This is a genomic window from Phycicoccus sp. Soil802 (assembly GCF_001429605.1).
Taxonomy (GTDB): Bacteria; Actinomycetota; Actinomycetes; order Actinomycetales; family Dermatophilaceae; genus Pedococcus.
This window is the reverse complement of record NZ_LMSS01000003.1, coordinates 420,717-434,754: the sequence shown is the minus strand read 5'-3', so window position 1 is coordinate 434,754 and position 14,038 is coordinate 420,717. Positions and strand designations below refer to the sequence as shown.

General features: G+C 72.0%; 13 protein-coding genes. 4 read left to right on the top strand and 9 right to left on the bottom strand.

The features are described 5' to 3' along the window. Window positions 1-237: 237 nt before the first annotated feature. From ASG91_RS08670 to ASG91_RS08660, 3 genes are all read right to left on the bottom strand, one after another. Window positions 238-1,536, bottom strand: a complete 1,299-nt coding sequence (locus tag ASG91_RS08670) for an MFS transporter (protein WP_056922216.1) — start codon at window positions 1,534-1,536, stop codon at window positions 238-240. Next, window positions 1,533-2,000 (bottom strand): MarR family winged helix-turn-helix transcriptional regulator, encoded by a 468-nt coding sequence (locus ASG91_RS08665; RefSeq protein WP_056922215.1) that lies wholly within the window; start codon window positions 1,998-2,000, stop codon window positions 1,533-1,535. Before ASG91_RS08665 ends, ASG91_RS08670 begins: the two co-directional genes overlap by 4 nt. Before the next feature lie 145 nt (window positions 2,001-2,145). Further along, complete coding sequence (locus tag ASG91_RS08660; protein WP_056922214.1) at window positions 2,146-3,657, bottom strand: NCS2 family permease; 1,512 nt, start codon at window positions 3,655-3,657, stop codon at window positions 2,146-2,148. A gap of 54 nt (window positions 3,658-3,711) precedes the next feature. Between ASG91_RS08660 and ASG91_RS08655 the strand changes: the two genes are divergently transcribed. After that, window positions 3,712-3,978 (top strand): DUF2530 domain-containing protein, encoded by a 267-nt coding sequence (locus ASG91_RS08655; RefSeq protein WP_056922213.1) that lies wholly within the window; start codon window positions 3,712-3,714, stop codon window positions 3,976-3,978. 322 nt (window positions 3,979-4,300) lie between these two features. Here ASG91_RS08655 and ASG91_RS08650 read toward each other — a convergent pair whose 3' ends face one another. From ASG91_RS08650 to ASG91_RS21395, 3 genes are read right to left on the bottom strand one after another with little or no spacing between them, the layout of a single operon-like run. After that, a complete protein-coding gene (locus ASG91_RS08650) occupies window positions 4,301-5,206 on the bottom strand; it encodes a helix-turn-helix domain-containing protein (RefSeq protein ID WP_200961266.1) in 906 nt (301 codons plus the stop codon). A gap of 18 nt (window positions 5,207-5,224) precedes the next feature. Beyond that, on the bottom strand, window positions 5,225-5,962 hold the full coding sequence (locus tag ASG91_RS08645) for a DUF3027 domain-containing protein (protein ID WP_056922211.1): 738 nt from the start codon (window positions 5,960-5,962) through the stop codon (window positions 5,225-5,227). Then, a complete protein-coding gene (locus tag ASG91_RS21395) occupies window positions 5,962-6,357 on the bottom strand; it encodes a cold-shock protein (RefSeq protein WP_056922210.1) in 396 nt (131 codons plus the stop codon). The genes ASG91_RS08645 and ASG91_RS21395 overlap by 1 nt, the downstream gene beginning before the upstream one ends. 114 nt (window positions 6,358-6,471) lie before the next feature. Here ASG91_RS21395 and ASG91_RS08635 point away from each other — a divergent pair, with 114 nt between their 5' ends. Then, window positions 6,472-7,818, top strand: a complete 1,347-nt coding sequence (locus tag ASG91_RS08635; protein WP_235545484.1) for an MFS transporter — start codon at window positions 6,472-6,474, stop codon at window positions 7,816-7,818. Here ASG91_RS08635 and ASG91_RS08630 read toward each other — a convergent pair. Next, complete coding sequence (locus ASG91_RS08630) at window positions 7,811-8,740, bottom strand: aldose 1-epimerase family protein (protein WP_235545483.1); 930 nt, start codon at window positions 8,738-8,740, stop codon at window positions 7,811-7,813. The genes ASG91_RS08635 and ASG91_RS08630 overlap by 8 nt on opposite strands. Before the next feature lie 92 nt (window positions 8,741-8,832). Beyond that, window positions 8,833-9,744, bottom strand: coding sequence for a hypothetical protein (locus ASG91_RS08625; RefSeq protein ID WP_056922208.1), 912 nt, complete (start codon window positions 9,742-9,744; stop codon window positions 8,833-8,835). Between the two features lie 102 nt (window positions 9,745-9,846). On the opposite strand from ASG91_RS08625, the gene ASG91_RS08620 reads away from it, so the two are divergent. Beyond that, the gene (locus ASG91_RS08620) at window positions 9,847-12,183 is read left to right on the top strand and encodes a helicase-associated domain-containing protein (RefSeq protein ID WP_235545482.1); all 2,337 of its coding nucleotides are present in this window, start codon (window positions 9,847-9,849) and stop codon (window positions 12,181-12,183) included. A 36-nt stretch (window positions 12,184-12,219) separates the two neighbouring features. On the opposite strand, the gene ASG91_RS08615 is transcribed toward ASG91_RS08620, so the two are convergent. Further along, a complete protein-coding gene (locus ASG91_RS08615) occupies window positions 12,220-13,152 on the bottom strand; it encodes a hydroxymethylglutaryl-CoA lyase (RefSeq protein ID WP_157606250.1) in 933 nt (310 codons plus the stop codon). A 100-nt stretch (window positions 13,153-13,252) separates the two neighbouring features. Between ASG91_RS08615 and ASG91_RS08610 the strand changes: the two genes are divergently transcribed. Continuing rightward, window positions 13,253-14,038 carry a hypothetical protein gene (locus ASG91_RS08610; RefSeq protein WP_056922206.1) on the top strand — a complete coding sequence of 262 codons (786 nt, stop codon included), beginning with the start codon at window positions 13,253-13,255 and terminating at the stop codon, window positions 14,036-14,038.

Sequence of the window (14,038 nt, the reverse complement as noted above, 5' to 3'; positions counted from 1 at the left end):
GCCACGGGTGCCGGGTGCGCGCCGGGTTCCAGCTGTCCGGTGCGATCTGGCTGGCCAGAAGTCGGGACCCACCCGCACTTCTGGCCACGGGTGCCGGGTGCGCGCCGGGTTTCAGCGCCCCGGTGCGATCTGGCTGGCCAGAAGTCGGGGAAGGTCAGCGCAGGAAGCTGGCGACGACGGCCGCGGCCACGACGATGACGAGCACGGCGATCGTCACGCGGCGCCGGAAGACCGGCGTCACCGAACCGCCTCGTGCACCGGCTCCGAGACCTCGGGCTGCGGGAGGGTGCGGATCCGGATGCGTGGGCGACGCTGGGACTCGTAGGTCACCTGGACATTCTCGTGCCTGGCCATCCAGACCGACACCACCACGAGGGTGATGCCGATCGCGATGGTCCCGATGCCGATCGTCCAGCGCGGACCCCAGACGTCACCGATCCAGCCGATCACGGGCGCGCCGAGCGGGGTGCCACCCATGAAGATCGCCATGTAGAGGGCCATCACCCGGCCACGCATCGCTGGGTCGACGGTGAGCTGGACCATGGCGTTCGCGGTGGTCAGCGCGGTGAGCGCGGACAGGCCCACCGGCACCAGCGCCAGCGCGAAGAGCGGATAGCTCGGCGCCAACGCGGCCAGCCCGCTCGAGATGGTGAACCCGACCAGGGCGACCAGCAGGATCCGCAGCCGTGGCCTGGCCCGACGGGCCGAGAGCAGCGCGGCGGTGAGCGACCCGATCGCCATGATCGAGCCGAGCAGCCCGTACTCCTCGGGGCCCTTGCCGAACTCCTTGGTGGCCATCAGCGCGGTGGTGATCTGGAAGTTCATGCCGAACGTGCCGAGCACGAAGACCAGCACCATGACCAGCTGGATGTCGGGCCGGCTGCGGACGTAGGCGACACCGTCGCGGATCGCACCCTTGCCGCGGGCCAGCGCCGGCGCCGGTCGCAGCTCGCTGCTTCGCATCGACGCGAGCGCGAGCAGCACGGCCACGAAGGTCAGCGTGTTGAGCATCAGGGTCCAGCCGGTGCTGAACGCCGCGATGGTCAGTCCAGCGACGCCGGGTCCGACGAGGCGGCCGGCGTTGAACGACGCGCTGTTGAGCGAGACGGCGTTGGCCAGCCGGTCGCGGGGCACCATCTCGGAGACGAAGGTCTGGCGGGCCGGGTTGTCGACCGCGGTGGCGACCCCGGTGAACAGCGCGATGCCGTAGACCATCCAGAGCTCCGCGGCGCCGCTGATGACCAGGAGGCCGAGGGCGAGCGACGACAGGGCGAGCGAGGTCTGGGTGATGGCCAGGATCCGCCGCTTGGGGTAGCGGTCGGCGATCATGCCGGCCCACGGGGCGAGCAGCAGGAACGGCAGGAACTGCAGCCCGGTGACGATGCCGAGCGCCGAGGACGAGTGGTTGGTCAGCTCGGTGAGCACCAGCCAGTCCTGGGCGACCCGGCCCATCCAGGTGCCGATGTTGGAGATGAAGGCACCGGCGGCATAGATGCGGTAGTTGCGGACGTCGAGCGAGGAGAAGGTCGGGCTCACTCGTTGGCCACCCGCGTGAGGATGGCCGAGGCCTGGCGCAGGACGTCCTGCTCCTCGGCGGTCAGGTGGCCGACGCGGACGGACATCCAGGCGTCGCGCTTGCGGCGGATGTCCTTGAGCAGGGTGGTCGCGTCGCGGGTGAGCGACAGGATCACCTGGCGGCCGTCAGCCGGGTCGGCGGTGCGCTCGACGAGTCCGCGCTCGACCAGTGCGGCGACGGTGCGGGTCATGCTGGGTGCGCTCACCTTCTCGATCTCCGCGAGCTCGCTCGGGGTGCGCGGCGCCTCCTCGAGGCGGCAGAGCACCGAGAACTGGTGCGGCGCAACAACATGCGTGCTCTCGAACCGCACTCGGCGGCTGATGCGCATGCAGGCGAGACGGAGCTCACCGGCGAGGGCGGAGACGGCGGAGGGCGAGAGACCAGCGTCAGCAGCGCGACGCGCGCGTGCGGGGGGTGGTGTCATGGTTTCTCTCCTTGTCGATACTTAGCATAACTCATTACCTGTGCTAAGTATTTCTGCGCGCCGACCCCAGACGCAGGTATGCCGCGCGGCCCGCTCACGGGGCCACGCGGCATACCTGCGTGGTGGGGTCCTGGCCCGGCTGGCATCAGCCGACGCCGAGGACCTCCTTGATCGGGGTGATCGCGAAGTAGAGGACGAACAGCGCCGAGACCGTCCACAGCAGCGGGTGGATGACCGAGGCCTTGCCCCGCACCACCTTGATCAGGGTGTACATGACGAAACCGGCGCCGATGCCGACCGTGATGGAGTAGGTGAACGGCATGAGGACGATCGTCAGGAACGCCGGCACCGCGATGTCGAGGTCGTCCCAGTCGATGCCCTTGACCTGCTGCATCATCAGGAAGCCGACGACCACGAGCGCCGGGGTGGCTGCCTCGTAGGGGACGACCTTGACCAGCGGGGCGAGGAACGTCGCGAGCAGGAACATCACGCCGGTCACGACCGAGGCCAGACCGGTGCGGGCGCCCTCGCCGACACCTGCCGCGGACTCGATGTAGGACGTGTTCGACGAGACGGAGCCGGCACCACCGGCGATGGCGGCGACCGAGTCGACGAGCAGGATCTTGTCGGAGTTCGGGGGGTTGCCGTGCTCGTCGAGCAGGTTGCCCTCGGCGCCGACTGCGACCATCGTGCCCATCGTGTCGAAGAAGTCGGCGAGCAGGAGCGTGAAGACCAGCAGCAGCGCCGCGACGAAGCCGAGCTTGTCGAACGAGCCCAGCAGGTTGAAGTTGCCGATCAGGGAGAAGTCGGGGACATCGAGGACCTGGTCGGGGAGCGCGGGGACGTTGAGTCCCCAGCCGGCCGGGTTGACGAACTTGCCCGTGGCGTCGAACTGGCCGCCGATGTTGCCGATCGCCTCGACGATGATCGCCAGGACGGTGCCGCCCAGAATGCCGTAGAGGATGGCGGCCTTCACCTTGCGGACCATCATGATGACGATCGCCACGAACCCGAGGACGAAGACGAGCAGCGGCCAGCCGTTGAGGGTGCCGGCGATGCCGAGCTCGACGGGGACCGGACCGGTGCCGGTGCGACGCACGAAGCCGGCGTCGACCAGGCCGATCATCGTGATGAACAGGCCGATGCCCACCGAGATGGCGGTCTTGAGCTGGCCGGGGATCGCCTTGAACACCGCCTGCCGGAAACCGGTCAGCACGAGCACGAGGATGATCACGCCCTCGATGACGATCAGGCCCATGGCGTCGGCCCACGTCATCTCGGGCAGCTTGGCGATGCCGAAGGTGACGAAGGCGTTGAGGCCGAGACCGGTGGCGAGCGCGAGTGGGTAGTTCGCGACGACGCCCATCAGCAAGGTCATCACCCCGGCGACGAGCGCTGTGCCCGCAGCGACGAGGGTTTGTGCCTTGACGATGTCGCCACCACCCAGGAACTGGCCGACGCCGTCCTGCTGGGTGCCGATGATCAGCGGGTTGAGGACCACGATGTAGGCCATCGTGAAGAAGGTGACCAACCCACCGCGGACCTCGCGGCTGAGGGTCGAGCCACGCTCGGTGATCCGGAAGAAGCCGTCGAGTCCACCGGACCGGGCCGGGGAGGGACGTTGCGCCGCCTTGGGCGAGGATGAGGGCTTGGCCATGGGCAGCAGGGTAGGGCCTGCGTGTTTCCGAATCGTGAAGGCTACGCTGCCCGCATGAGCGAGTCGCAGGGTCGGCCCCGACCGGGCACGGACGGGGAGCCGGTGGACGAGCTGAAGCCACTCGCCGTCAGCACCGCCCGCGTCGTGCTCTGGGGCGAGCTCGCCTGGCTCGTGGCGCTGGTTGTGATCCTCGCCGTCCCGGCACTGCACGAGGGCGAGCGCGACTGGTGGCCCTGGGTCCCGGTGGCCGGGATCGCGTTGGGCCTCATCGGTTTCTCGTACGTGCGCCGCGGTCGCGGCAACGCCGCCGGCGCCCAGTAGCCCCGAGAAAGTCGGCCAATTGGCCGGGAGTCCGCGCGCCAAGACGTCCCAGCCCCGAGAAAGTCGGCCAATTGGCCGGAAAAGCGCACGAGGTATGCCGGGCGCCCCGGTCCGAGGAGCAGCGCTGGTTGGCACGGCCACCGGCTGCGTGGTCACCGTGCCAACCAGCCCCTCCTACATTCCCCCCTGCAGCCGTTCTTCCGGCGCGGTCCCGACCCGGCGGACACATGGTCACCGGCAGGACCACCCCTGAGGAGCAGGCCGGGAACAGCGTGCACCGGCAGAACCCTGCGTGGAACGGCGTGGCCGGTTTCTGCCGGGATTACTGCCGCTCTGCCGGGGTCTCGTCGCCCCACTCCCACTGGATGCCGAAGACCCCCACGAGGTCCTGGAAGCAGACCTGGGCGCTGCCGTTGGGTGCGACCTGGATGCGCCCCTGCCGTTCGGCCGTGGTGGCCGAGGCTCCCCGCACCGACCAGAGCCGCTCCGGGACATCCCCCGTGAACCGCACGACCATGGCCCCCAGCTGCAGGGGCGACGTCGAGGCGTACATCCACTCGCGCTCCACGGTGTCGGCCAGTGGCTCGACCCCACTGAAGTCCACCGAGTACTCGACCAGGAACGGCCCGTTCCGGGCCTGGAGCGGATCGGGTCGGATCGCCAGCGCGGCCATGTCACCGTGGACGAAGAAGTCGTCGAGGACCCCGCCGGTCAGCACCTCGAACCGGACGGCGGAGAGGTCGAACGGCAGCCCGCTCGTGAGCTTCCAGACCACCGGGGAGCCCGAGGCACTCATCTGCTCGTGGCCGTGCGTGTAGCGCAGGAGCCGAGGGAGGCGATCCGACCCGACGGTGAGCTCGCAGATCACCGTCGACATCTGGCCGCCGTCGGCCGGCGTGCGGGTGCCCATGCGGCGGTAGAGCACCTCCCAGTCGGGGATGCCCAGTCCGTCGGGGGTGAGGTGGGCGGTCCCCCCGGTCCACCGCTCCACCAGGCGCGCCCGGTGGGTGTCGCCGTAGGCAAGCACGGTGGCGAGGCGGCGCAGCGACTCGTGCTGGGGGCGACCCACAGCGCCGCCCTCGATGGCGCGGACGGTCCGCTCACTGACCCCGGACAGCTCGGCGAGCCGCGACTGCGACAGGCCCCTGGCTTGTCGCAGCTCACGGATCGAGCTCCAGTCGCGCGGCAGCGAAACTCCGCGCTCGCGCTCTCCCCTGGGTGAAGGCACCTGGCTCAGCTCGGCAGGTCAGACGAGGTCGTAGGCGATCTCGTCGACGATGGGCTGCCCGACCGGCATCGGCTCGGCGGGCTCGGCATCGACCTCGGAGTGGGCGCCGCAGCCGTGGTCAAGACTTACGACGCGACCGTCGGAAGGTGACCAGGCGTTGGCGCACACGCCGAAAAAAGAGCGAAGTGCACCCGCCATCGGGAGGAAGTACCCGCAGGACGAACACGGGGCCGGAGCCTTCTCTGCGACATCGGCGTGCGGGCCGCTCTCGCCCTCGTACCACCGCTGTGCCGCTGCCTCGCGACCCTCGGCCGACAGGACGCGCTTGCGGCCCAGGCCCAGCTCGTAGGCGGCCAGCTCGTCGACCTCCTCGTCGCCGGTCGCCTCGAACCCGGCCTCGAGCAGCGGGTCGTCCTCCTTGTAGGGGAGCACGTCGCCCGCGCCGAGGTCGCCGGGAGCCAGCCGATCGGCATACGGGAGCCACTCGGGCGAGAGCAACGCTCCGTCACCGGGGACGAGGTTGGTCTCGCACACCGTCGCGGTCTTGCCCCGCGGCACGCGGGCGATGGTGATCGCCCAGCGCCAGCCCGGGTAGGAGCTCGCGGTGCAGGCGAAGTAGTGCGTGGCGAGCCGCTCGTCGTCCATCTCCATGCCGAGGTGGTCGCCGACGGTGCCGCGCTCGGCGATCGACTCGGCGGCCTCGCGAGCGAGGTCGACGGCTGCTGCCAGGACGGCGTCCTCCTTGTGGGTCGCCATCACGGGTCGATCTGGTCGGCGAGGAACCGCAGGACGGCGGCCAGCTTGGTGGCGTGGTCCTTTTCGGGACGCCGGCCGCGCCGCAGCGAGTTGGATGCGTTGTCGAGCAGCTTGATGGCGTCCTCGACGAGCGGCGCGAGGTCCTCGGGGGACTTGCGCGACGCCTCGCGCTTGCCGGCGGTGACGGTGGGGGCGGCCTCGAGCAGGGTCACCTGCAGCGCCTGCGTGCCGCGACGGCCCTCGGCCACGCTGAACTCCACGCGGGTGCCGCCCTTGAGCGTCGCGACGCCCTCGGGAAGGGCGTTCGCGTGCAGGAACACGTCGCTCCCGTCGTCGTCGGAGATGAAGCCGAAGCCCTTCTCCGCGTCGTACCACTTGACCTTGCCAGTAGGCACTTGACTTCCTCTTGCCTCGAAAAAAGTGTGTGTGCGCCAATGCGCACTCGCAAGGTTATCGGGTGCGTCCAAATCCTTTTGAGTCCTGTCGGTGGCGTGGGGGAGGATTCACCGGTGAGCGAGCAGTCGACATCGGGGCACAGCATCCGTGAGTTCTGGGGAGAGCTCCCACCCGCGGGGCGCTGGCTGCTGTCGACGGTTGCCGTGCAGACCCTGGGCCGGGGCCTGACGCTGCCGTTCACGGTGATCTACCTGCACGAGGTGCGCGGGATCTCGCTCGACCTCGCTGGGCTGCTGATGGCCTTCATCGCGGTCGTCGCGCTCGCGGTCACCGGCCCGGCGGGCGCCCTGACCGACCGGCTGGGTGCCCGCACCGTGCTGCTGTGGGGGACGTCCGCACAGCTGGTCGGCTGCGTGGTGCTGGCGTTCGCGACCACACCGTTGGTCGTCGCGGTCGGGTTCCTGTTCCTCGGGTTCAACTTCGGGGTCTCGTGGCCGGCCTTCAACGCCCTGGTCGCGGCCGTGGTCACGGGGCAGGCGCGGCAGCAGTACTTCGGCATCAACTTCGCCCTGGTCAACCTCGGCATCGGGCTGGGCGGAGTGATCGGTGGGCTCTATGCCGACGTCGACAACCCGACCTCGTTCACCGTGATCTTCCTGGCCGACGCCGCCAGCATGCTGGTGCCGATCGGGCTCCTGCTGGGGCCGCTGCGGCACGTGCACGGTCGGGCCGAGAAGCCGGAGGGCGAGGAGGTGGGCGCGGGGTCCTACCTCACCATCCTGCGCAAGCCGGCCGTGCTGTGGCTGACCCTGATGACCTTCCTCGGCGTGTTCATCGGCTACGGCCAGATGGAGGCGGGCTTTCCTGCGTTCGCCCGCCAGGTCAGCGGCGTCTCGACGGGGGTCATCGGGTTCGCGTTCGCGATCAACACCGCCGTGATCGTCGGCCTGCAGTTCTTCGTGCTGCGCTGGATCAGCGGCAAGCGACGCACCCGCGTGCTGATCGTGATGGTCGCCCTCTGGGCGGTGGCCTGGGTCGTCCTGGGCCTCACCGGGCTCGTGAGCGGCACAGTGGCGGCCTCCGCCGGTGTGCTGCTCTTCCACGCCTTGTTCGCCCTCGGCGAGACGTTGCTCCAGCCGACCATCCCGGCGATCACCAACGACATGGCCCCTGACCACCTGCGGGGCCGCTACAACGCGGTCAACGCCGGAGCCTTCCAGGCCGGCACGATCCTCGGCCCGGTGGTGGCCGGGTTCATGCTCAACCACGAGTGGTCGACCGGCTTCGTGGCGATGATCGTGGTCGGCTGCGCGGTGATGGTGGTGCTGTCCCTGACCCTCGAGCGCCGGATCACCCCGTTCGTCAACGGTCTCCAGGGCGACTCTGCCCCGCCGACGCTGCCGACGGAGGCGCCGACGTCGGAGATGCCCTCGGCCGACCCGCGCCCGGCGGTCAGCTGAGCGCTGCGGGCTCGATCCCCCACCGGGCCGACCACGAGTCGCCGGGGGCCAGCACGACCAGGCCGTCGCCGGTGTTGAAGGCGTTGGCGGGGCACGACATCGGCTCGACCGCGATGCCGCGCACGCCGTCGACCCCGGTGTCCTTGCCCTTCGCAGTGAAGACCTGCGCCCAGTCGAGCGCCTCGTTGCCCCAGACGCCGACGTCGCCGGTCTCGAGACCTCCGACGACCACCTCCCACCCTCCGTCGGCCCGGGTGCGGGTCAGCTCGGTGAAGGCCGTGTCGAGGGCGGTGGCGCCGAGCGGCCGACGCGTGCGGAAGTCGACCTCGGGTCGCACGGCGGCGGTCCCGGTCGGCACCAGCTGCTCGTCGACCAGCACCTCGACGGCCGCCGGGATGGTGAGCTCGACGTCGGCCAGCGGGGTGTCGCCGAGGGCGATGTAGGGGTGCGCCCCGAAGCCGAAGGGCGCCGACCTGGCGCCGACGTTCGACGCGTGCACGCTGACGACCAGCCCCTGTGGCTCGAGCACGTAGTTGACGCTGAGGTCGAGGGTCGCGTCCCAGCCCGGCTGCGGGTGCAGCCGGGTGCGGACGGTGAGCGCCGACCAGTCGTCGGCGTGCCAGTGCAGCTGCCAGGTGGCCCAGCGCACCAGGCCGTGGCTGGCGTTGTGCAGCAGGGGCTCGCTGAGGCCGAGCTGGAGGTCCGACCCGTCGAAGGTGTACTTCCCGTCGCGGATCCGGTTGGGCCAGGGCATCAGCACCTGGCCGCGACCAGCGCGGCACACCTCGTCGTCGGCGTAGCCGGCCACGACGTCGGTGCCGTCGACGCGATAGGTGCGCAGGCCGCCGCCGACCTCGACGACGGTGGCCTCCTGGCGTCCGTCCCGAAGGGTCCACTGCTCGCCGCTGGGAGAGGTCGTCACGCCGCTCACGCTAGTGCCACGAGACTCCCCCCGGCCTGCCGACGGCTCGCCGGGAGGCACCGGTCAGTCGTCGGCGAACAGCGCGGAGGTCGTCAGCCCTTGCGGGTCGTCGCGATGAGGACCGCCTTGGCGCCGGTCTTCTCGGCGACGACGAGCACGGAGTCACCGACGGCCGGGGCACCCTTCCTGGTGCGGGTGTCGTCGCCGATGACGTAGGTCGCGGTGAACGCGTCGTCGCTCTTGACCGTGACGGAGGTGGCGCTGGACTTCGTGACCGTGCCGCGCTGGACCGTCATGACGACAGCCTTGCCGTCCTGCTGCACGGTGAACTCGCCGTGCTGGACGTTGCCGAGCCCCATCGCCCCGCGCATCAGCCCGCCCATGCCGTCGCCCTGGTCCTCATCGAGTCCGTCGCCGAGCCCGCCGCCCTGGCGACGTGGCATCTCGGGCCCTTGCGGCATGCGGTCGAGCTTGCGCTGCTGGCCGGGCGGAAGGCCCTGTCGGCCGTCCTCCCGGATGCGCTCGACCCGGTCGCTGCCGTCGTGGTGTGCGGCCCGCACCGCGACGAAACCGACGGTCGCGACAGTGCCCAGCACCAGCAAGGTGGCGAGCGCGGCGGCGACCACCACGGCGATCAGGCCGCCAGTCGTCGAGGTCGCCTGGCGCCAGAGCCCGGGGCCCTTCGGCGGCGGCCCCCCTGGGCCACCGGTGGCGGGTCCGAACGGGCCTCCGGGAGGTCCGGCCGGCGGCAGGCCACTCGGCGGGCCGCTCGGCGGACCGGCGGGCGAAGGCCCGGCCGGGGCGGCCTCGGACACGGCTGGCCCGGAGGCGGCCGCTGCGGGCAGTGGCTGGGTGGGAGCCGGTGTCGCGGGTTGCGGTGCGGTGGCCTGCGGGTCGGCTGCCTGTGGGGCGTCGGCCTGGGGCTCCCCGGCCGACGGGTCCTGGCTCGTCTTCGCCGACCCCTTGGTGCTGCGGGGCCTGGCGGGTCCGGTGGGCTCCGACATGGCGCCTCCTCTCGTTCACCCCAGTGTGGGTGACGAGCCTGTGCGTGGCATGGGAAATGGCTGAGAGTCTGACCGCCCGGCCGAGGCGACTACCGTGGTGCGGTGGCCGCCATCTCCTCCCCCCGTCGAACGACCGGTTCCGCGACGGGCTCGGGGTCCTCCGCCGCGCGGTCCGCCCGGTCGGTCGCGACGACCTCGACGGCCCGGTCGATGGCCGACGACGTGCGCGAGCGGACCGACGACCAGCTCGCCGAGCTGCTGCGCCGGCGCCAGGACCTGGCCCGACCCGCGCCGGCCGACCTGTCGTCCCTGGCGGCCAGGGCCAGCACCCGGGCCAGCGTCCAGCGGGCGGTCGACTCGCTCGACCTGGCCCACCTGCAGGTCCTCGAGGCGGCCCTGGCCACCTCCTCACCGGTCGACCCCGCGGCGGTCGGTGTGCTGCTCGCGGTCGAGGCCGCCGAGGTCGAGCCGGTGCTCGACGACCTGTGGACCCTCGCCCTGCTGTGGCGCAGCCCCGAGGGCCTGCGCGTCGCCCGCACCGTCTCCGAGGTCCTGCCCCACCCCGCCGGACTCGGTCCCCGCGCCGCCGACAGCTTCGTCGAGGTGCCGGCCCCGGAGTCCGTGGCCGCCCTGCTCGAGGAGGCGCCGCCGGCCGCCCGCGCCATCCTCGACCGCCTGACCTGGGGACCCCCGCTCGCCGTGCTGCCTCCGGGGACCCCGGACCGCGTGGCCACCGGGGCCCGCTGGCTGCTCGAGCAGCACCTCGTCTTCGCGCCCGGCGCCGACCAGCTCGTGCTGCCGCGCGAGGTCGCGCTCGCCCTGCGACAGGGGCACAGCCACGCCGCGCCGGCCCTGCACCCGCCCCTCCTCGAGGGAGCCCTGCGCGAGGAGTCCGAGGTCGACGCGGCGGCCGGACAGCAGGTCACCGACCTCCTCGCGCTGGTCGACGAGCTGGCCGCCGAGTGGGGTCTGCGGCCACCGCGCGTCCTGCGGTCCGGGGGGCTCGCCGTCCGCGACCTCAAGCGGCTGGCCTCGGTGCTCGACGTCGACGAGGCGCGCGCCGCGTTCGTCGCCGAGCTCACGTATGCCGCGGGCCTCCTTGCCGACGACGGCTCGCTCGACCCGTCGTGGGCGCCGACGCCCGCCTACGACGAGTGGCAGCAACACCCGGGCCACCAGCGGTGGGCGGTGCTCGCGCAGGCCTGGCTGCTCACCACCCGCGCCCCCCACCTCGTCGGCACGACTCCCGCAGGCGCCTCGGGCACGGTCAACGCCCTCGGCCCCGACGCGCACTGGCCGCCCGCCCGTGGCCTGCGCAAGGACGTCATCGACCAGCTGGCCGCGGCCGCGCCGGGCCTGTCCCCCGACCGCGCGAGCGTCGCGACCGCGCTCGGCTGGCACCGGCCGCGCCGGGTGCCCTCGAGCCTCGACGTCGTCGTCGCCGCCGTCCTGGGCGAGGCGGAGTGGTTGGGGGTGACCGGTCGCGGCGCGATCTCGAGCGCCGGCCGGGCCCTGCTCGACGGCCGGTCCGACGCCGACCTCGCCGCGGCCATGCAGCCCCACCTCCCCGAACCCGTCGAGCACGTGCTGCTCCAGGCCGACCTGACCGCCATCGCGCCCGGTCCCCTGGCCGGCGGGCTCGCCACCTTCATGCGGCTGGTCGCCGACGTGGAGTCGCGCGGCGGGGCCACCGTCTACCGGTTCAGCCAGGACTCCGTGCGCCGGGGTCTCGACGCCGGGTGGTCGGTCGACCAGGTCCTGGGCGCGCTCGGCGACGCCAGCCACACCCCGATTCCCCAGCCGCTCGACTACCTCATCCGCGACGTCGCGCGCCGCCACGGGCAGGCCCGTGTCGGGGCCATGCGGGCCTACATCCGGTGTGACGACGAGGCCACCCTCGGCGCGATGGTCGCCGACCGCGAGCTGTCGCCCCTCCAGCTGCGCAGCATCGCGCCGACGATCCTGGTCTCACCCGTCGCGGCCGAGACGGTGCTGGAGTTCTTGCGGGAGAACGGTTTCGCGCCCGCCGCGGAGACGCCCGACGGCGGGATCATCGTGCCCACGACCGGGGCCCACCGCACGCCGCTGCAGCGACGCCCCACCCCCGTGACGGCCCAGAAGGTCGACGACGAGCTGGTCACGACGATGGTCGGTGCGCTGCGCGCGGGCGAGGAGGCCGCGGCATACCAGCGCGAGCAGGTCGCGAGCCGACCCGGACCCAGCCTCCCGAGCACCGACCCGACCACGACCCTCGCCGTGCTGCGTGACGCGGCTGCGGACCGCCAGGCGGTCTGGATCGGCTACTCCGACGCGGACGGCCGCACCCAGCGGATCCTCTTCTACCCCGACCGGGTGGAGGGCGGCCGGGTGCACGGCACAGCCGACGGGGCCACCCGCACGCTCTCGATCCACCGCGTCACCGGCGCAGTCCAGGGCTGACCCACCGCCGGGTCAAGCGCCCGGTGGCACGACGGGTCAGCCGCCGGCGAGGGCCCGGACGACCCCAGAGGGCGATGGGCGGCCCAGGTGGCCGGCCATCCACACGCTCGTCTCCACCAGCTGGGCCAGGTCGACACCGGTCTCCACGCCGGCGCCGTCGAGTGCCCAGACGAGGTCCTCGGTGGCGAGGTTGCCGGTGGCGCTCTTGGCGTACGGGCAGCCGCCGAGGCCCCCGGTGGAGGCATCGACGACGGTGACGCCGTGGCGCAGCGCGGTCATGGTGTTCGCGAGCGCCTGGCCGTAGGTGTCGTGGAAGTGCACGCCGATGCGGTCGGCGCCGATCCCCCGCGCGTCGAGGGCGTCGAGCAGCCGGCTCACGTGCCCGGTGGTGCCGGTGCCGATGGTGTCGCCGAGCGAGAGCTGGTCGGCGCCGAGGTCCATCAGCCGCTGCGAGACCGAGACGACCTGGTCGACCGGCACCGGCCCCTCCCACGGGTCGCCGAAGCACATGGAGACATAGGCCCGCACCCACAGTCCGGCGTCCTTGGCGCGCGCCACGACCGGGGCGAACATCTCGACCGACTCGTCCACGGTGCGGTTGAGGTTCTTGCGGGCGAAGGTCTCGGTCGCGCTGCCGAAGATGGCGACCGCCCCCACACCGGCCGCGAGCGCGTCGTCGAGGCCGCGCTCGTTGGGCACCAGCACCGGACGGCGGGGTCCCCGGCCGAGCTCACCGAGCTCTTCGAGCACCTCACGGGCGTCGGCGAGCTGCGGCACCCAGGTCGGCGGGACGAAGGAGGTGGTCTCGATCGTCTCGAGGCCCGCGGCGGCCAGGCGACGGATGAACTCTGCCTTCACCGCGGCCGGCACGACGGACTTCTCGTTCTGGAGGCCGTCGCGCGGACCGACCTCGTAGATGGTCACCCGGTCCGGCAGCTCCGGGTTCGGCTCGCGCTGGGGAAGTCCGATGCTCACCCCCTGATCCTGCCATTCCCGGGCTCCCGGTCTTCACCCGTGCTGCGGGGGGTTAGATTTGCACCCGAACCGCACGACGCCGAAGGGACGCACGATGAGCGACACACCTCGCAGCGACGAGACCCCGGAGTACCGCGACCCCACGGCGCCCAGCGACCCCACGGCGCCCAGCGACGAGGGCAGCTCGGACTCCGGCGACTCCTTCGACCAGACCGCGGCCATCGACACCGACCAGACCCAGGCCGTCCCGCCGGTGCCGCCCGCCCCCGCGAGCCCCCCGCCGACGCCCTCGGCCCACCCCGGCGCTGCCAGTGGCCAGCCGTCCTACGGTCCGCCGGCCAGCTCACCGCAGAACCCCTATGGCGCGCCGTCCACCGGCGCGGGTGCGCCACCGCCCCCTCCCCCTGCGCAGAACCCCTACGGGAGCGCCCCCGGCGCAGCACCGCAGAACCCCTACGGGCAGCCGCAGTACCCCACCCAGGGCCAGGTCCAGCAGGGTTACGGCGCCCAGGGCTACGGCGCTGCGGGTCAGGGTGCGCAGGGCTACGGCACCGGGCCCGGCTACGGCGGCCCGGTCTACGGCGCCCCCGGCTACGGACAGCCGACGTATGCCGCGCCCCAGTCGATGAGCGGCAACACCATCGCGCTGCTGGTCGTCTCCGGCCTGACCACCTTCGGCTGCGGTTTCGGCATCGTCGCCCTGGTCTTCGCGATCGTGGCAGCGACCAAGAAGGACCAGCCCGCCGAGTCGGCGAAGTACACCCGATGGGGCTGGATCGCCCTGGTGGCCGGCCTGGTGCTCGTCATCGTGATCGTCATCGCCGTCATCGCCCTGGCCGCCACGACGAGCTCCACCTCCAACTTCAACTCCGGGTACTAG